This window comes from Mycobacterium sp. PSTR-4-N (assembly GCF_022348085.1).
Lineage (GTDB): Bacteria > Actinomycetota > Actinomycetes > Mycobacteriales > Mycobacteriaceae > Mycobacterium.
Genome location: NZ_JAKRFN010000028.1, coordinates 40315 through 56924, shown reverse-complemented (window position 1 = coordinate 56924; position 16610 = coordinate 40315). Strand labels below are relative to the sequence as shown.

General features: G+C 69.1%; 20 protein-coding genes. 6 read left to right on the top strand and 14 right to left on the bottom strand.

Annotated elements, in window-relative coordinates:
* The 8 genes from MHN84_RS26640 to MHN84_RS26605 form a co-directional block, all read right to left on the bottom strand.
* Positions 1-525, bottom strand: coding sequence for a bifunctional adenosylcobinamide kinase/adenosylcobinamide-phosphate guanylyltransferase (locus tag MHN84_RS26640; protein WP_241207483.1), 525 nt, complete (start codon positions 523-525; stop codon positions 1-3).
* Positions 522-1262 (bottom strand): cobalt-precorrin-6A reductase, encoded by a 741-nt coding sequence (locus MHN84_RS26635; protein ID WP_241207482.1) that lies wholly within the window; start codon positions 1260-1262, stop codon positions 522-524. Before MHN84_RS26635 ends, MHN84_RS26640 begins: the two co-directional genes overlap by 4 nt.
* Positions 1259-2722, bottom strand: a complete 1464-nt coding sequence (locus tag MHN84_RS26630; RefSeq protein ID WP_241207481.1) for a cobyric acid synthase — start codon at positions 2720-2722, stop codon at positions 1259-1261. Before MHN84_RS26630 ends, MHN84_RS26635 begins: the two co-directional genes overlap by 4 nt.
* Positions 2722-3492: a precorrin-6A synthase (deacetylating) gene (cobF, locus tag MHN84_RS26625; protein WP_241207480.1), complete on the bottom strand. Its 771-nt coding sequence runs from the start codon at positions 3490-3492 to the stop codon at positions 2722-2724. The genes MHN84_RS26630 and cobF overlap by 1 nt, the downstream gene beginning before the upstream one ends.
* 24 nt (positions 3493-3516) lie before the next feature.
* The gene (locus MHN84_RS26620; RefSeq protein WP_241207479.1) at positions 3517-4383 is read right to left on the bottom strand and encodes a LysR family transcriptional regulator ArgP; all 867 of its coding nucleotides are present in this window, start codon (positions 4381-4383) and stop codon (positions 3517-3519) included.
* Between the two features lie 31 nt (positions 4384-4414).
* Positions 4415-5908: an NAD(P)-binding domain-containing protein gene (locus tag MHN84_RS26615; RefSeq protein WP_308192994.1), complete on the bottom strand. Its 1494-nt coding sequence runs from the start codon at positions 5906-5908 to the stop codon at positions 4415-4417.
* A 27-nt stretch (positions 5909-5935) separates the two neighbouring features.
* The gene (locus MHN84_RS26610) at positions 5936-6649 is read right to left on the bottom strand and encodes a cutinase family protein (protein ID WP_241207478.1); all 714 of its coding nucleotides are present in this window, start codon (positions 6647-6649) and stop codon (positions 5936-5938) included.
* Between the two features lie 114 nt (positions 6650-6763).
* Positions 6764-7573 carry a DUF5718 family protein gene (locus MHN84_RS26605; RefSeq protein ID WP_241207477.1) on the bottom strand — a complete coding sequence of 270 codons (810 nt, stop codon included), beginning with the start codon at positions 7571-7573 and terminating at the stop codon, positions 6764-6766.
* Positions 7574-7623: 50 nt separating this feature from the next.
* Here MHN84_RS26605 and MHN84_RS29765 point away from each other — a divergent pair, with 50 nt between their 5' ends.
* Positions 7624-7746 carry a hypothetical protein gene (locus MHN84_RS29765; protein ID WP_255731004.1) on the top strand — a complete coding sequence of 41 codons (123 nt, stop codon included), beginning with the start codon at positions 7624-7626 and terminating at the stop codon, positions 7744-7746.
* 4 nt (positions 7747-7750) lie between these two features.
* Here MHN84_RS29765 and MHN84_RS26600 read toward each other — a convergent pair whose 3' ends face one another.
* Both MHN84_RS26600 and MHN84_RS26595 read right to left on the bottom strand, forming a co-directional pair.
* Complete coding sequence (locus MHN84_RS26600) at positions 7751-8047, bottom strand: DUF3618 domain-containing protein (RefSeq protein WP_241207476.1); 297 nt, start codon at positions 8045-8047, stop codon at positions 7751-7753.
* Positions 8031-8447, bottom strand: a complete 417-nt coding sequence (locus MHN84_RS26595) for a phage holin family protein (RefSeq protein ID WP_241207475.1) — start codon at positions 8445-8447, stop codon at positions 8031-8033. Before MHN84_RS26595 ends, MHN84_RS26600 begins: the two co-directional genes overlap by 17 nt.
* A 71-nt stretch (positions 8448-8518) precedes the next feature.
* On the opposite strand from MHN84_RS26595, the gene MHN84_RS26590 reads away from it, so the two are divergent.
* The 5 genes from MHN84_RS26590 (at position 8519) to MHN84_RS26575 (ending at position 13225) form a co-directional block, all read left to right on the top strand.
* On the top strand, positions 8519-9604 hold the full coding sequence (locus MHN84_RS26590; protein WP_241207474.1) for a spore photoproduct lyase family protein: 1086 nt from the start codon (positions 8519-8521) through the stop codon (positions 9602-9604).
* 49 nt (positions 9605-9653) lie between these two features.
* Positions 9654-10844 carry a YihY/virulence factor BrkB family protein gene (locus tag MHN84_RS26585; RefSeq protein ID WP_241207473.1) on the top strand — a complete coding sequence of 397 codons (1191 nt, stop codon included), beginning with the start codon at positions 9654-9656 and terminating at the stop codon, positions 10842-10844.
* Between the two features lie 63 nt (positions 10845-10907).
* The gene (locus tag MHN84_RS26580; protein WP_241207472.1) at positions 10908-11990 is read left to right on the top strand and encodes a YihY/virulence factor BrkB family protein; all 1083 of its coding nucleotides are present in this window, start codon (positions 10908-10910) and stop codon (positions 11988-11990) included.
* Positions 11991-12015: 25 nt separating this feature from the next.
* Positions 12016-12144 (top strand): hypothetical protein, encoded by a 129-nt coding sequence (locus MHN84_RS29760; protein WP_255730977.1) that lies wholly within the window; start codon positions 12016-12018, stop codon positions 12142-12144.
* 4 nt (positions 12145-12148) lie between these two features.
* The gene (locus MHN84_RS26575; RefSeq protein WP_241207471.1) at positions 12149-13225 is read left to right on the top strand and encodes an NAD-dependent epimerase/dehydratase family protein; all 1077 of its coding nucleotides are present in this window, start codon (positions 12149-12151) and stop codon (positions 13223-13225) included.
* 5 nt (positions 13226-13230) lie between these two features.
* On the opposite strand, the gene MHN84_RS26570 is transcribed toward MHN84_RS26575, so the two are convergent.
* Genes MHN84_RS26570 through MHN84_RS26555 form a run of 4 tightly spaced genes read right to left on the bottom strand, consistent with a single transcriptional unit; the run spans position 13231 to position 16610 of the window.
* Complete coding sequence (locus MHN84_RS26570) at positions 13231-13998, bottom strand: HpcH/HpaI aldolase/citrate lyase family protein (protein WP_241207470.1); 768 nt, start codon at positions 13996-13998, stop codon at positions 13231-13233.
* A 7-nt stretch (positions 13999-14005) separates the two neighbouring features.
* Positions 14006-14962 (bottom strand): aldo/keto reductase, encoded by a 957-nt coding sequence (locus MHN84_RS26565; RefSeq protein WP_241207469.1) that lies wholly within the window; start codon positions 14960-14962, stop codon positions 14006-14008.
* A complete protein-coding gene (locus MHN84_RS26560; RefSeq protein WP_241207468.1) occupies positions 14962-15801 on the bottom strand; it encodes an ATP-binding cassette domain-containing protein in 840 nt (279 codons plus the stop codon). The genes MHN84_RS26565 and MHN84_RS26560 overlap by 1 nt, the downstream gene beginning before the upstream one ends.
* Positions 15798-16610, bottom strand: a complete 813-nt coding sequence (locus tag MHN84_RS26555) for an ABC transporter ATP-binding protein (RefSeq protein WP_241207467.1) — start codon at positions 16608-16610, stop codon at positions 15798-15800. The genes MHN84_RS26560 and MHN84_RS26555 overlap by 4 nt, the downstream gene beginning before the upstream one ends.

Sequence of the window (16610 nt, the reverse complement as noted above, 5' to 3'; positions counted from 1 at the left end):
CTAGAGGCGAAGCACGCGGCCCGCGATCACCAGGTGCACCTCGTCGCACACGGCCGCGACGCGCTGGTTGACCATGCCCAGCAGGTCCCGGAACAGCACGCCCGAGCGATGCGCGGGCACCACGCCGAGGCCGACCTCGTTCGTCACCACCACCGCATGGGGGACGCGCTGCAGCGCCTCGCACAGCGCGTCGGTGCGGGCGCCGACGACGTCATGCACCCTGGCCGATTCCACTTCCCACAATCGGGCCTCGTCGACGACGGCGACCACCCACGTGCTCAGGCAGTCGAGCAGCACGGGGCCTTCCTCGTCGTCGAGAACGCTGACGGGGTCGGAGGTTTCGACGGTGGACCAATGCGGGGGCCGGCGGGCGCGATGCGCGTGCACGCGCGCATCCCAGTCAGGGTCGCTGCCGTCGGCGGGCCGGCCCGGCGCGATGTAGGTCACCGCACCGGCGTCGGCGACCAGCTCCTCGGCGTGTCGCGATTTGCCCGAGCGGACACCGCCGGTGACGAGGATCCTCACCGGTTCATCGTAGAGAGCGCGCGTACCCAGGCGACGGCGTCAGTGATGTCCGAGACGGTGGGCACGTCGACCGCGCGCGCCGGGCGAGCGACGATGACGACCGGGACGCCGAGCTGCTCTGCGGCTTCCATTTTGGGCCAGGTGAACTCGCCACCGGAATCCTTGGTGATCAGCACGTCGGCGGCATGGTTGCGCATCAGCTCCAGTTCGCTGGCCAGCGCGTACGGGCCGCGGCTCAGGACCAGGTGCCAGTTCGGCGGCAGCATGTCATCGGGGGCCTGCACCACGCGGGCGAGCGTGGCGTGCTCGCGCAGCGCGGGGACGAAGCGGGCGAGTTCCTGCCGGCCCACGGTGAGGAACGGCCGCCTCCCCAGCCGGGCGGCCGCCGCCGCGGCCTCGTCGTGGGAGTCCGTCCAGTGCCAGGAGTCGCGCGTGCGGTCGGCCCAACCCGGCCTCTCGAACCTCAGCAGCGGTACGCCGCCCTGCGCGCAGGCCACGGCCGCGTTCGCTGAGATGGTCTTGGCGAAGGGGTGTGTGGCATCCACGACGGCATCGAAATGTGCCAGCGCAGAACGCAAGCCGTCGATGCCGCCGAAGCCTCCGATGCGCACCTCCCCGACCGGTAGCCGGGGATCCGCGACGCGGCCAGCCAGGGAGGTGGTGACATCGTCGGTGGCGGTGAGGATGTCGGCCAGGGCCCGAGCTTCGGCGGTGCCCCCGAGCAGCAGGATTCTCACGGCGCCCCCGGCGGCAGGAACGGCAGGTCGGCCGGCGCGCCTCGCTGCGCCAGATCGAGAAGGGCATCGACGTCGAGATGCTCCTCGACGAGGTCTCCGAGACGATCCAACCGGCTCTCCCGCGCCGCGGCGAACGAGACCCCCGACGGCGCGATCCCCAACGTCTCGTGGAGGAACCGGCTGCGCAGTGCGTCGCCTTCGAGGGCGCCGTGCCACATCGTGCCGAAGACTGCGCCGCGGCGTGCACCCGCGAGGAAATCGTGCGCGGCGTCGGACACCGTGACCCGTCCGTGGTGGATCTCGTAGCCTGATGCCGCTGTGCCGAGCCAGGTTCCGTGCGGTAGCCGCAGTGTCTTCTCGGCCACGAAGTCGGTCTCCACGTCGAGCAGTCCCAGACCGGGCACCTCGGTCGCTTCGCCCTCGACACCCGCGGGGTCGCGCACTACCCGGCCGAGCATCTGGAATCCGCCGCAGATGCCCAGCAGCGGGCGGCCGGTCGCCGCGTGGGCGATGATGGCGTCGGCCAGTCCGCGCGAGCGCAGCCACGCCATGTCGGCGATCGTGGATCTGGTGCCGGGTAGCACGATCAGGTCGGCGTCGGCCAGGGCGCTGGGGTGCGAGGCGAACACCACGTCGAGCTCGGGCTCCAGTCGCAGCGCGTCGACGTCGGTGAAGTTGCTGATTCGCGGCAGCCGGACCACGGCCACCCGGCGGGCCCCCGCCCTGGGCCGTCGAACCGTCGTCAGGTCCAGCGCGTCCTCGGAGTCCAGCCAGACGTCGGGTTGCCACGGCAGTGTTCCGAACACCGTTCTTCCCGTGCTGTTCTCGAGCGAGTCGAGGCCGGGTCTCAGCAATGCCAGGTCGCCGCGGAATTTGTTCACGACGAACCCTGCGACCAGGGCCTGATCCTCACGCGACAGGAATGCGACAGTGCCGAGGAACGCGGCGAACACCCCGCCTCGGTCGATGTCGCCGACCACCACGGTGGCCAGTCCGCCGTGGCGGGCCAGCCCCATGTTGACGTAATCGCCTGCGCGCAAATTGATCTCGGTGGGGCTGCCGGCGCCCTCGGCGATGATGACGTCATAGCGGGACGCCAGATCGTCGTACGCGGCATGGGCGGCGGTGGCCAGTGCCCGCCGCCCGTGGAGCCAATCCGCCGACGACACCTCGCCCCACGGCCGGCCCATCAGCACGACATGGCTGCGACGGTCACTGCCCGGTTTGAGCAGCACCGGGTTCATCGCCGGCTCGGGCCTGACGCCGGCCGCCAGCGCTTGAATCCATTGCGCGCGGCCGATTTCGACACATCCGTCGGCGACCATGGAGTTGTTCGACATGTTCTGCGCCTTGTACGGGGCGACGCGGATGCCGCGGCGCGCGAGCGCCCGGCACAGCCCGGTGGTGACCAGCGTCTTGCCCGCATCGCTGGTGGTGCCGGCGATCAGAAGACCGGCCATCAGGAGCGCCTCAGCAGGAACAGGTCCATCACCCACCCATCGATGTCCGCTGCGGCAGCACGCGCGTCGGACAGCAGCGGTGCGACATCACCGAGCCGGCCGGTCAGCAGCTGCTCCCCCGGTGCGCCGAGATTGGCGCCCCACCAGATGGTCCAGTCGTCGAGCCCGGTGAGATCGAGGCGGTGTGGCGGCGGGTTGAGCATGGCGACGATGTTGTCGAGTCCCGCGGCGACCGCCTCCTGCAGGCGCCGACCGGTGGTGATGTGCACGGACCGTCCGACCTCGTGCAGCACCATACGGTGCCGCGCCGCCAGCAAGGCCGGAGCGCTCACGCCGGGCAGCACGTCGTAGTCGAGCTCGACGCCGAGTCCCCGCACGTGCTCGACGATGCGGATGGTGGAGTCGTACAGCGACGGATCGCCCCACACCAGGAATGCGGCCGTCCCGCCGCGGCTCCGTAGGACCTCCGCGTAGCGTGCGGCGCGCGCCGCGTGCCAGTCCGCGACCGCGGCTTCGTACTGCCCGGCACTCAGCCCGGCCGAGCGATCGCGCGGCGGATCGCTGATCGCGATCACCTCGGCGGGGCCGTCCGGTCCGGGAAACGCGTCGACGATCGCCCGGCGCAGGTCGAGCAGGGGGTCGGCCTCGGGGCCGGCCTTGTCGGCCGCGAGCACGTAGTCGACCGACCTCAGCGCAGCGGCGACCTCGGACGTCACCTGGGAGGGCCCCATCCCGACGCCGAGGATCCGAACCCGAACCCGCGCATCCATGGCGATGATTGTCCCCGGCCGGCCTCACCGGGGCGGCAGCAGGCCCGTCGCCGCCGACTTCACCGCGTCGGTCACCAGAGCGACTGTGGCGCTGTCGAGCTTCCAGCACTGCCAGTACAGCGGGACGTCGAGATGCTGGTCGCTGAACTGCACGAAGGACGCGTCGATCAATTGCTCGGGATACATGCCCCAACCCAGCCCGGCGTGCACGGCGGCTCCGAACCCCGCTGCGGTCGCCACGTAATGCACGGGGCGGCGCACATCCGCGCCGAACACCTGCCTGACGAGTTGGTCCTGCAGCGCATCGTCCCGGTTCCACGCCAGCGACGGTGCCTGCGCCGCGGCCGCGGCGGTGAACCCGTCCGGCAGGTGCCGTTCGACGAACGCACGGGTGGCCACCGGTCGGTAGCGCATGATGCCGAGAGGTTCGACGCGGCACCCTGGCACCGCGGCGCTCTCCGTGGTCACCGCGCCCATCACCACACCCTCGCGGAGCAGACGTGCGGACAGATCCTGATCCTCGATGCGGACGTCGAGCAGCGCGTCGGTGAGCCGGACGAAGACACCGGTGAACCAGGTCGCCATCGAGTCGGCGTTGACTGCCAGCGAGACACGCATCGTCTCGGCCGATCCGCCGCGCATCTCCGCCAGCGCCTCGGCCTGCAGCAACGCGGTCTGGGCTGCCAGCCGAAGAAGCGGCGCACCTGCCGGTGTTGCCACACAGGGTTTTTCGCGGATCACGAGGACCTGACCGGTGCGCTGTTCGAGGGCCTTGATCCGCTGGCTGATCGCCGACGGCGTGACATGCAGGTGGGCGGCGGCCGCGTCGAAGCTGCCGAACTCGACGACCGCCGCCAGGGCAGCCAGCTGACCGGTGTCCACCTGCTCCACCTCAGCAATGCTAATGGGAAGCAGGTTGTGTTCAGTATTTCTGCAGCAGATCCCAGTCGACCTGTTCGCGATCGGTGAAGTCGGGCGAGGTGATCGCTCCGAACGCCGCTGCGTCACGGACGAATTGCGCGGCGGCGCCGGGCAAGGCGTCCGGTCCGTCCAACCGAAAGCAGCTCGGTGCGAGCGGCCCGAACAGCAGGGCACGCCGGAGGTCCGGCCAGCGATCGAGCTGCGGTTCGCAGCCCGCAGCGCGCGCGAAACCGATGGCGGCGATGTTCATTCGTGTCTTCTGCGGCAGGCCGCGGCGGGTCCGGTAGGCATCGACGGCCGCGCGCTGCTGCGCGACGTCGGCCGGTAGACGACCCGACCAGGTGTAGGCCAACCACCGGGCCTGCAGCTCCAGGGGCACGAAGTAGCCACCGGACTGGTCCCACATCCCGACGAACGCCAACCCTGGCAGATCGGGATGGAAGGTGTAGCGATCGGCCTCCAGATGCACGTCGTCGACACCGAGGGTCGTGCGGATCTCGTCGGCGAGGAAGGGCAGATCCAGCCGGAAGCCGGTGCCGAACAGGATCCCGTCGAACTGCTCGGTCGCCCCATCGGCGAACGTGACGTCGGGACCGGACACCGTCTGAAGCCATGGCCGGATGCCGATGCGTCCCTCGGCGACCAGCGGCAGATAGTGCTGACTGAGGGTGACCCCGGCGGCGAACAGCGACGGATCGGGCGCGGGAGCCCCGTACTGTTCGGGACTGCCACCGGCGGCGGTGACGATCGCCTTGAGCTGACGATCGACTTCGGCCACGGGAAGACGTTCGGCGGCCAGGGCGCCGTACCGGGTGAAGATGCGGTGGTCGGACGGCACCCCGGCGGCGAATTTCGGCAGTACGTAGCGCTGTCGGCGCTGCGTCACCGTCACCGCGGCGGCGCCGCCATGGACGAGCTCAGTGGCGACCTCGAGAGCGCTGACAGCGCAGCCCGCGACCAGAACGCGCTTACCTCGGTAGGGTTCGACGCTGCGGTAGTCGAACGTGGACCGCACTCCCGCCGGCCCGCTGAAGGTCGACAGGCCCGGCACCGTCGGCAGCGCGGGTGTCTGGAAACGCCCACTCGCGATCACGACCCGGTCGAATTCCTCGGCGCCGTCCGCTGTCTCGACGGACCACCGGTCACCGTCACGGCTGACGCGAGTGACTTTGGTGCGCAACCGGATTCGTTCGACCAGTGAGAACATGTCAGCGTAGCGGCGCAGATACCGCAGGATCTCGGGAGCCGCCATGAACGTCTCGGTCCCGTCATGAGGGAGGTCGCTGAACGCGGTCAGGACACGGCTGGTGTTGGTGTACAGCTGCGGCCAGACACCGCTGGTGCCGGGCGTTCCCGTCCACTGGCCACCCAGCTGCTGCCCCTTCTCGAAGAGGTGAACGTCGAAGCCCTCGGCGGCGAGCCAACGCGCCGCGACCAGACCGCCGGGTCCGGCTCCGATGACCGCGACGCTCGTGTGCACACTGCACTGTGGCACGCCGCGGACACTGGGCGGGCTGAATCGTCAGCCGACGGTGCCGGCGGTGTCGACCAGCACGCCGGCCGGCGCCGGGGCCTTCACTCGTCCGGCGGCGAAATCGGCTGCCTGCGAGACCAAGCCGGCCTGCACGTAGTTGCTGTGCGCGGCCCGATCATCACCGGCGGAGCACACCGGGTCTGCACCGTTGCACAGGTCGATGGTCTTGGCACCGTAGAGGGGACTCGAGGTCGTGAGGCTTCGGCCGATGTGCCCCGCGGGGTTGCCGAACACCGCGACGGCCGCGACGTGGTCTGCGACGGTGGCCGGCATCGGTCGCCCGAAACCGAAGGTGGCCGCGGGATCGCCGGCGATCAGGTCCACCACCGCCGCGCCCTGCGAATACCCGCCCACCACGATGCGGGTATCGGGACAGCGGGCGGCGGTGGCCTGGATCTGGGCACTGGCATCATTAGCGCCGGCAGGGGCGGACTGCAGAAAGTCGTAGGAAGCCGGATAGTTCACCGGCGCCGCAGTGACGCTGCGCCCGCCCAGCTCTGCGCGCAGATCGTCGACGAACGCCTGCCCGACCCGACCGAGCCCGGCCGGCTCCGCGGTACCGCGCGCAAAGACCACTGCGACGTCGGAGCAGGATTCGGCGGCATGTGCATTCGCTGCGCCGGGACCGATGAGTCCGGCGGCCGCGACCGCGCCGATACCGCCCAGGAGGAGAGCCCGTCGAACGGTGTGCTGATCGGTCATCTCGGTCTCCTCCGTCGTGGCCGCCCCGATGACGACACTTGGATGAATGCCGCTGACCGCGCGAAAAATTCCGGGCCCGACCCCGGGTGTGATGTGGACCGCTCGAGGCGCTCCTTACCGCACGGTCTGGCGCAGCTCGGCCGCTGCGTCGTCGGCGGTGTCGTAGACGCGCACGATGGCGTCGTCGCCGGACTTGAGGAACGTGCTCTCGCCGAGCTCGGTGTAGCGGGTGGCCCCGATCCCGATCAGCACGTTCTCGGGGTGCCCGCTGGCCACCATCAGAGCGCCGACGTCCTCGAGCGGGGTGTCGTCGGACCCCTTCTGGTTGGCGAGCCGTTCGACGATCCAGTCGAGCAGCACCTCGCCGTAGTAGGAGTAGCCGATCACCGGGCTGTCGACGCCATAGGTGTGCTCCTCGCCATCGGAGTGGAGCAGACAGACCAAGCGCAGCGTCGCGGTCGGCCCGTCCGGGGTGAGATCGCTGATCTCGAAGAACGAGCGGGACACCCCCTTGGACGCGGATCCCCAGTTCTTCTTGTGGCTGATCTTCTTGGCGCCGGGCCGGCGGATCGAGCAGTCGTTGAACGCCCCGAGCGCGAACGGCTGCAGCGTGACCACGGTGTCGCCCCGCCACACCACCCGGCAGGCCAGCCCGACCTCGGGCTCGATCTGCAGGTTGAGTGGGCCTGAGAATTCGGGGCTTTCGGGGGGCAGGCGGGTCTCGTCGTTGGAGAGCGGGAACTCGCCGAGGAAGGTGTCGGAGCCCGGCGCGTACCAAGGGAAGATGCCCTTGGGCGCCTCACCCTCGCTGGCCACGTTGACGAAGTCCACGGCTTCGCCGGCCTGCTCGAGATGTCCGGCGAAATTGCCCGCCACGCCGAAGCCGAACCAGTCCCGCATGTCGCTCAGCGCGATGTCGATCACGGAGGGTCAGCGTACGCCCGGCCGATAGCCTGGGACGGTCAGGAGGGGACGTGATGACCAAAGAGCACGACGAGCACGCAGACGACAAAGACCGGCCGGGACCTGCCGATCACGGCAAGGAAGGCGGCATGGCCACGCGGGAGAACTCGCCGGAGTTGACCGAGAAGGAGTGATCCGTCAGTTGCGGCGCCGCAACCAGATCAGAACGCCGACCGTCGCCACGATCGCGACCATCGCCCCGACCGGGAGGGCAGGCTTCGCCCTGACGGTGTCGACGGCATCGTGGCTGCGTTGTGCCACCGACTCCTTGGTGTCCGCGACCTTCTGCTGAGCGCGCCCTTTGACGTCCAGCTTGTCGGTCAGCGCACCGACGGTCTCCCCGAGTTCGGCGCGGGTGCGCTCGATGTCGGCCTCGATCTCGCCGATTCCCGCATCGGGGCCCGGCTCGGGCCGCTGATCAGGCTGTGCTGCCATGGCGAGCGCCTTCCGTGTGGGCCTTCAACTCGGTGATGTCCGTCTTGACGCTGTCCACCGCGACGGCTGCCGGCGGCGGCACCTTGTCGACCTGCTTCTTGCCGATGAGCGCGGCCACGCCTGCCACGGCGAACACCACCACGGCCACGATCACCGCCGCGGCCCACACCGGCAGCACCAGAGACAGCGCGGCCACCGCCGCGGCGATCAACGTGGCCAGGCCGAGGACTGCGAGCAGCCCGGCCGCACCGGCCAGACCGGCGCCCTTGCCGGCATGCTTGGCCGACTCCTGCATTTCCTTCTGCGCCAACCGCAACTCGTCGCGGATGAGCCGCGACGTCTGAGCAGACAGTTGACCCAACAACTCCCCGGTGGAGGGTTCGGTCTTCGGTTCCGTCATGTGCGTTTGAGTGCCCGCTGCGTTACCCGACAAACCAGGAACCCGCGCGTCCCGATGGTCGTTGTCTGTCGGTGAACCGCCGGACCCCCGAACCCCTCGCCGGCCGGCTGCTCGACGTCAGACGGATTTTCCACGAGCCCGACATCGAACGCTTCCCCCGCGCCCGCCAGGTACTCGACCGCCATCCCGACGCCGAACGCATCGAGGTCCTCTCGCACCAGGCGATTCCCGGCCTGTACGGCAACGAGGGAAATGTCGAGGACTGGGTGCGCAACAAGCGGGAAGTGCTGGTGCTGGGCGAGAAGAAGAGCTTGAGCGCGCGTCGCAACGAGCGCTCCAGCGATTGGATCGCACCGTCGACGTCCAACGGCTGCGCGATGGCCTGCTCGTACTGCTACGTGCCGCGGCGCAAGGGTTACGCCAATCCGATCACCGTGTTCGCCAACATCGAGAAGATCACCGGCTACCTCGAACGGCACGCACGTCGCCAGGGCACCAAAACCGTTCCCAATCAATGCGATCCGGTCGACTGGGTGTACGACATCGGGGAGAACAGCGACTGCTCGGTCGACGCGATGGTCTCGGACAACGTGCGCGACCTCGTCGACCTGTTCGCGCGCCTGCCGAACGCCAAAGCGAGTTTCGCCACGAAGCTGGTCAACCCCGAACTGCTGACCTACGACCCACGCGGCGGCACCCGCATCCGATTCAGCCTGATGCCGTCCGACACATCACGCATCGTCGACGTCCGCACGTCGAAGATCGCCGACCGCATCGCCGCGCTCGACGACTTCGTCGACGCCGGCTACGAGGTACACCTGAACTTCAGTCCGGTCATCGTGCACGAGAACTGGTTGGCCGACTGGGCCGAACTGCTGACGCAGGTGGCGGACGGCACCAGCGCACGCACCCGCGGCCAGCTGGCGGCCGAGATCATCTTCCTGACGCACAACGAAGGCCTGCACGACGTCAACCTCGGCTGGCATCCCCGCGGCGAGGAGCTGCTGTGGCGCCCGGATCTGCAGCAGGTCAAACGCAGCGAGAGCGGCCAGTGGAACGTGCGCTACAAGTCAGGGTGGAAAGGCCGGTGGGTGAACCAGTTGACCGACCTGATCGGCGCGACCCTTCCGGAGTGTCGCATCCGCTACGCCTTCTGACGGCTGCCGCAAGCGTTTGCGGGCACAGAGGGCGGGGCACTAACGGCCCATGCAGCATCAGGTCCAGGCTCCCAGATCGCGACGCAGCCCCGTGGCGCTGGCCGGAGCGTTTCTGGCAGGGCTGGCGACCGGTGCGCTGACGCGGTCGTCGCGCCCGGCACACCCGCCACGCCCGGTAGCGCCGGCCGTCGACCGCACGCCGCCGCCCGACGACGACACCCGCCCCGCCCCCGACGACCCCAGCAAGCCGGAGTCACCGACCGAACTGACACGGCCGTCGCTGCGGTACGTGCTGCGGCAGACCGTCGGCGAGTTCACCCGCGACCAGTGCATGGATCTCGCCGCGGCCCTCACCTACTACGCGGTGCTGTCGCTGTTCCCCGCGCTGCTGGTGGTGATGTCGCTGCTGGGGGTGTTCGGCCAGGGTGAGCGCACCGCCGACACCATCCTCGGGATCGTCGACGACGTCAGTCCCGGCGCTGCGGTCGACGTGTTGCGTCAACCGCTCGATCAACTGGTCAACGCACCCTCGGCCGGGTTCACGTTGGTCGCCGGCCTTCTCGGTGCGCTGTGGTCGGCATCCGGATACGTCGGCGCGTTCGGCCGCGCGATGAACCGCATCTACGAGGTGGAGGAAGGCCGGCCGGCGTGGAAGCTGCGTCTGCAGCAGCTCGGGCTGACCCTCGCCGGACTGATCGTCGTGGCCGTCGCCGCCTTCCTTCTCGCACTCAGCGGACCCGTCGCAGAAGTCGTCGGTGCCCGGCTGGGCATCGGAGAAACCGGACTGGCGATCTGGAACGTCGCGCGGTGGCCCGTTCTGTTGGTGCTCATCGTCATGGGCGTCGCGACGCTCTACTACACCGGCCCCAACGTCAAGCAGCCGAAATTCCGCTGGATCAGCGTCGGAGCGGCGATCGCGATCCTGACCTGGATCGTCGCGTCGCTGCTGTTCGGCCTGTATGTCGCGAACTTCGGCAGCTACAACAAGACCTTCGGCACGCTGGCGGGTGTCATCGTGTTCCTGCTGTGGCTGTGGCTGACCAACCTCGCTCTGCTGTTCGGCGCCGAGGTCGATTCCGAGCTCGAGCGTGGTCGTCAATTGCAGGCGGGTATGAGGGCCGAGGACGACCTTCAGCTGCCCCTGCGCGACACCACCGCGATCGAGAAGAACATCACCAGCGAGAACGAGCTGCGCCGCCGCGGCCGCAGGCTGCGCCGCTCGCGCGGACGGCGGGAGTGAATCAGCAGGTGAGCGGGTATCCCCGCAGCGGCGCAGGGCCGTGAAGGCGTGGGAGGTCACACGATGGTCAAGTGGCTGGATCGCCTGCAACAACGCAGCCGAGCGGCCGGGTTCACGATCGCCGTCGTCTACAAGTACGTCGACGATCAGGCCGGCTACCTCGCCGCCCTCATCACCTACTACGCCTTCGTCTCGCTGTTTCCCCTGCTCCTGCTCCTGACCACGGTGCTGGGCGTGGTGCTCTCCGGCCGACCGGAGTGGCGCGAGCAGATCGTCAACGCCGCCATCGACCAGTTCCCGGTCATCAGTGACCAGCTCAGCCAACCTGAGGCGCTCAGCGGCGGCACCACCGCGGTGATCATCGGTATCGCGGGCGCCCTGTACGGCGGGCTCGGCGTCGGCAACGCGCTGCAGAACGCGATGAACATCGTGTGGGCCGTACCGCGGTACACCCGCCCGGACCCGATTCGGGCGCGTCTGTACAGCCTGCTGCTGCTGTTCGTGCTGGGCTCGGCGGTCATCGCGACGACCGTGCTGACCGCTGTCGGCCGGGCCTGGGCCGGTCTGGGCTTCCTGGGCACCACCGGGGTGGTGCTCGCGTCGCTGGCGCTGAACACGGCGGTCATCGTCGCCGCGTTCCGGGTCACCACCGTGCGGCCGTTGAGCTATCGCGATGTGCTGCCCGGGGCGATCACTGCCGCGGTGCTCTGGCAGCTGCTGCAATGGTTCGGCGCCGCCTACGTCGCGCACGTGCTGAGCTCGGCCAGCGCGACCAACAGCGTGTTCGCCATCGTGCTCGGCCTGCTCGCGTTCCTGTACCTGGTGTCGACGACGCTGTTGATCTGCGCAGAGATCAACGCGGTGCGCGTCGATCAGTTGCACCCGCGCGCCCTGCTGACCCCGTTCACGGACAACGTCGAGCTGACCGAGGCGGACCGCAAGATGTACGCCGGACAGGCGGAAGCTCAGCAGGCCAAAGGTTTCCAACGCGTCGATGTCACGTTCCACCCGCAGGAGTCCGGTGACGGCGTTTGCGAGACCGATGACCCGGGTATGGCCGACGCACACTCACGAAGCGGAGGCAGAGATGAGCGTCACCAGCAAGACCCGGTCCGCGGCCCGCACGGGGCTGAAAATCCAACGTAGGGTCGCGCTGGCGCAATTCCTGTTCGTGCCCACGCTGCTCACTGCGACGCTGCTGACCGGCGCACTGATCATCGCGCGCCGGCGGGACCGGGCACGGTCGTCGGCGAGCGCCGATTCGCTGCCGGTGCCGGACAGTCCCGCGGCGACGGCCTGACGCGATGCGCGTCGTCATCACCGGCGCATCCGGCAACGTCGGCACAGCGCTGCTGCGCCGCTTCGCCGACGAGGCACCGGAGTGGGACATCGTCGGCGTCGTGCGGCGTCCACCCGACGCCGACGGCGTCTATCGGGACGTCGATTGGCAGGAACTGGATCTCACCGAACCCGATGCGGCGCAACGCCTGATGCCGATCGTCAAAGGCGCCGACGCCATCGTGCACCTCGCGTGGGGGTTCCAGCCGACCCGCAACACCGAGTATCTGACGCGGCTGGGCGTCGGAGGAACCCTGGCCGTGTTGCAGGCGGCCCATCAGGTGGCGGTCCCGCACCTGATCCACATGTCGTCTGTCGGCACCTACGCCGCAGGGCGGTACACCCGGCGCGTCGACGAATCCTGGGTCACGTCGGGTATTCCGTCCTCGCCGTACAGCCGGGACAAGTCCGCTGCCGAGGAGCTGCTCAACGACTACGAGCGCGAGCACGGCTCGGACGGTATCCGGATCGCCCGCATGCGACCGGGTTTCATCGTTCAGCGGGCAGCGGCCAGCGGGTTGATGCGCTATGCGCTGCCGGGGTGGGTGCCGATGATCGCCGTGCCGTTGCTTCCGGTGCTGCCCCTGGATCGCCGACTGTGCATCCCGCTGATCCACGCCGACGATGTCGCCGCCGCGATCCTGCGCACACTCGAACGGCGTGCCACCGGCGCGTTCAACCTGGCCGCCGACCCGCCGATCACCCGCGCCGAGGTGGCGCAGGTGTTGGGCTCCTTCCAGCTTCACGTGCCGTCCCGCGTGCTCGGTACGCTCGCCGATCTCACGTGGCGGGTCGGGCTGCAACCGATCGACCGCGGGTGGTTGGATCTGGCGTTCAGTGTCCCGCTGCTCGATTGCTCCCGCGCCCGAACCGAACTGGGCTGGGAACCGCGGTGGTCATCAGTGGGAGCACTGGCAGACCTCATCGCCGGCGTTGCGCTGCAGTCACATTCGAGCAGCCCGCCGCTTCGCGCGCGGTCGATGATCGACCAGGTGCGCCGCGATCTGACCGAGGGCGCGTTGACGAAGCGTCGGCTGCCCTGACTCGCTCAGAGGCCTTCGTTCGCCGCTTTGAGGTGAGCAGCGGCGACCTGCTTGAGGTGTGTCAGGTCCGACGCGACCGACGCGAACGTGAACCCCTCGGCGAGCCGTCGCGCGGCGCTCGCTCCGTCGGGGGTGTGGATGCCCGCGGCGATGCCGTGCGCCTCTGCTGCAGCCTTGATGCGCACGAGCGCGGCCTCGAACTCGTCGTCGACGGCGGGGTCCTGCGGATGCGCACCACCGACCGCCAACCGCAAGTCCGACGGGCCCACGTACACGCCCGCGAGACCGTCTGCCGCACAGATGCTTTCGACATTCTGAAGGCCCAGCGGCGTCTCGATCATCGCAAGCACCGCGGTCTCCGCGTTGGCGGCGGCGGGGACGGGCCCGATCCGAAGCTGTGACCGCATCGGCCCGTAGGAGCGGATGCCGGCCGGTGGGTACGTTCCCGCGCTCACCGCGCGGGCGGCATCGGCAGCGGTGTCGATGAGCGGGACGATGACGGCCGCAGCACCGGCGTCGAGAGCCCGTCCGATCGGAGTCGGATCGTTGGCTTCGACGCGCACCACGCCGGCCGGTCCGTGCGCGGCATCGATCGCGGTCAGGCCGGCCACCATGCCTGAGTAGCCGATCAGTCCGTGCTGCATGTCCAGCGCCAGGTAGTCGTAGCCGACATGGGCCAGCCATTCGGTGGACACGGGGCTGTCGAGCACTGACCAGTAGCCGATCACACGCTCCCTGCGGCGCAGTCGGGCGGTGAAGTCACGCGCAGTCATGGGTCTCCTAGCGGTTGTAGTTCGGCATGGCGCCACGCAGCGGAGCGCCGACGTCATCACACGCCGCGACCAGATCGTCGTCGAGCGGACCCGCCGCGATGGCCGCGATGTTGGCCTCCAGATGGCTGACCTTCGACGCACCCAGCAGGATCGGACCCGACGCGGGCTTACTCACCAGCCACCGCAGAGCCAGCTCCGACATCGGGATGCCCGCCTTCTCGGCGAGGGTCGACAGCTGGCTGATCGCTTCGAAAATCGATGCATTCCAATAGCGTTCGCGGTACATCGTGGCCAGGCGCGAATCCCCGAACCGCCCTTCGGACGGGTCGGCATCAAAGGTGTGCCGCCCGGTGAGCAAACCGCCGCCGAGCGGGTTGTACACCATCGTGACCAGCCCGGTCGTCGCCGCGAACTCGGCGTATTCGTCCTCGATACGCCGCGCGAGCAGGTTGTACACCTGCTGCGCCACGACGGGCCGGGGCGCCCCGACCTCGTCGGCGAGGTGGTTGATCTCCGCGATCTGCCACGCGGCGTAGTTGGAGACGCCCAGGGCGCCCACCTTGCCCTCGCCCACCAGATCCGCGACCGTCTGCAGCGTCTCGCGCAGCGGCGTGCGGCGGTCGGGCTGATGCAGGTAGAACAGGTCCACCCGATCGATGCCGAGACGGCGCAGGCTGCCGTCGAGACTCGCCCGCACGGCGCGCGCGGACAGCGGCGCGTCGTCGCCGGCGTCCGGATGGGGCATGCCCGCCTTGGTCGCCACGGTGACCTGGTCACGCCGGCCCCGCAACAGGCCCGCCAGGATCTCCTCGGTCAGCCCCGCCGCGTAGGCATTGGCCGTGTCGATGTGGGTGATGCCCGCCGCCAGCGCCACGTCCAGCATCTCTGCGGCGAGTTCGGCCGACACGGTGTCACCGAAGGTCATGGTGCCCAGGACGGGGCGGGTGAGATCGAGGGCGGGCATCAGGCGGCTCCTTGGGTGGCGGTGGGGTCGAGGCGCGCGACCACGTTGCGAGGTTTGATCCCGACCATCGTGGTGGGGTCGAGCGCGGCGGCGCGCAGAGCCTTGGTGTACGGCTCGGCGGGACTGGCGAGAACGGTGTCCGTCGAGCCACATTCGACGATGTTGCCGGACTTCATCACCACGATGGTGTCGCTGATCTCCCGAACCACGCCCAGGTTGTGGGAGATGAACACATAGGTCAGCCCGGTCTCGCAACGGATTTCGCGCAGCAGGTCGAGCACCTGGGCCTGCACCGACACGTCGAGCGCACTGGTGGCCTCGTCGCAGACCAGCAGATCGGGTTCGCTGGCCAGGGCACGCGCGATGCCGATGCGCTGCCGCTGACCGCCGGAGAACTCCGCGGGCTTGCGGTGCAACGCGCTGGTGGGCAGCCCGACACGGTCGATGAGTTCGGCGGCGCGAGCCTGGCGGTCCCGGCTGCTGCGCACCCCCCGGAGGCGCAGCGGTTCGGCGACGATGTCGACGGCACTCAGGTGCGGGTCCAACGAGCCGTACGGGTCCTGGAACACCATCTGGATCCGGGAGCGGAAGGGGCGGAGCGTGCGCTCGGACAGGCCGGCGATGTCGGTACCGTCGAAGACGATCCGGCCCGACGTCGGACGCAGCAACCGGACGACGGCCTTGGCCAAGGTGGATTTGCCACAGCCGGATTCGCCGACCACGGCCAGACACGATCCCTTCTCCACGGCCAGGCTCACCGAGTTCAATGCGCGGAAGACGCCGCCGGCGACCGGGTATTCGACCACGAGGTCGTCGATCTGCAGCAGGGGCTGGGTCATGCCGGAACCTCCGTGATCGAATGGGCATCCAAGCGGGGCACGGCGTCGAGAAGTCGCTTGGTGTAGGCGCTGCGCGGATTCCCCAGCAGCGCTTCAGCGTCGCCGCCTTCGACGAAGCGGCCGTCCTTCATGACGAAGATGCGGTCCGACATCAGCCGGGCGACGCCCAGATCGTGGGTGATCAGCAGCATCGCGACGCCGGTGCGCTGCTGCAGTTCCAGGAGCAGGTCGAGGATGCTGGCCTGCACCGTCACGTCGAGGGCGCTGGTCGGTTCGTCGGCGACGATCAGTTCGGGGCCGGCCGCCAGAGCTGTTGCGATGAGGACGCGCTGCAGCATGCCGCCGGACAGTTGGTGCGGATACTTGCCGAGTTGCTCCGCGGGACGGGGGATGTGGACCTGATCGAGCAGTTCGACGGCGCGGACCCGCTCGGCGGAGCGCCCCCGCACGCCGCCGTGGCGGACGGCGTCGCGCAGCTGCGATCCGATGGTGTGCACGGGGCTCAGTGCGGTCATGGGGTCCTGAGGGACCAGCGCGATGTGCCTGCCGCGGACCTTGCCGAGTTCGGCGTGATCGCCCAGTATTTCGCGATCCTTGAAGGTGGCGCTGCCCGACAGGACCGCCAGATCGGTGGGGAGCAGGCCGAGGATTCCCATCGCGGTGGTGGACTTCCCGGAGCCCGATTCGCCGATGATCGTCACGGTCTCGCCGGCGTCGATGCAGAAGGACACGCCGTCGACGGCGCGCACCACTCCCCCGGCGGTGATGAGTTCGACCTGGAGTTCGTCGACCTTGAGCAAGTTGCCCAT

Coding starts and splice junctions, on each gene's coding strand:
- MHN84_RS26580 (WP_241207472.1), top strand. CDS start 10,908: ATGGTCAAGTGGCTGGATCGCCTGCAACAACGCAGCCGAGCGGCCGGG.
- MHN84_RS26575 (WP_241207471.1), top strand. CDS start 12,149: ATGCGCGTCGTCATCACCGGCGCATCCGGCAACGTCGGCACAGCGCTG.
- MHN84_RS26565 (WP_241207469.1), bottom strand. CDS start 14,962: ATGCCCGCCCTCGATCTCACCCGCCCCGTCCTGGGCACCATGACCTTC.
- MHN84_RS26630 (WP_241207481.1), bottom strand. CDS start 2,722: ATGGCCGGTCTTCTGATCGCCGGCACCACCAGCGATGCGGGCAAGACG.
- cobF (WP_241207480.1), bottom strand. CDS start 3,492: ATGGATGCGCGGGTTCGGGTTCGGATCCTCGGCGTCGGGATGGGGCCC.
- MHN84_RS26570 (WP_241207470.1), bottom strand. CDS start 13,998: ATGACTGCGCGTGACTTCACCGCCCGACTGCGCCGCAGGGAGCGTGTG.
- MHN84_RS26560 (WP_241207468.1), bottom strand. CDS start 15,801: ATGACCCAGCCCCTGCTGCAGATCGACGACCTCGTGGTCGAATACCCG.
- MHN84_RS26585 (WP_241207473.1), top strand. CDS start 9,654: ATGCAGCATCAGGTCCAGGCTCCCAGATCGCGACGCAGCCCCGTGGCG.
- MHN84_RS26610 (WP_241207478.1), bottom strand. CDS start 6,649: ATGACCGATCAGCACACCGTTCGACGGGCTCTCCTCCTGGGCGGTATC.
- MHN84_RS26595 (WP_241207475.1), bottom strand. CDS start 8,447: ATGACGGAACCGAAGACCGAACCCTCCACCGGGGAGTTGTTGGGTCAA.
- MHN84_RS26600 (WP_241207476.1), bottom strand. CDS start 8,047: ATGGCAGCACAGCCTGATCAGCGGCCCGAGCCGGGCCCCGATGCGGGA.
- MHN84_RS26555 (WP_241207467.1), bottom strand. CDS start 16,610: ATGGGCAACTTGCTCAAGGTCGACGAACTCCAGGTCGAACTCATCACC.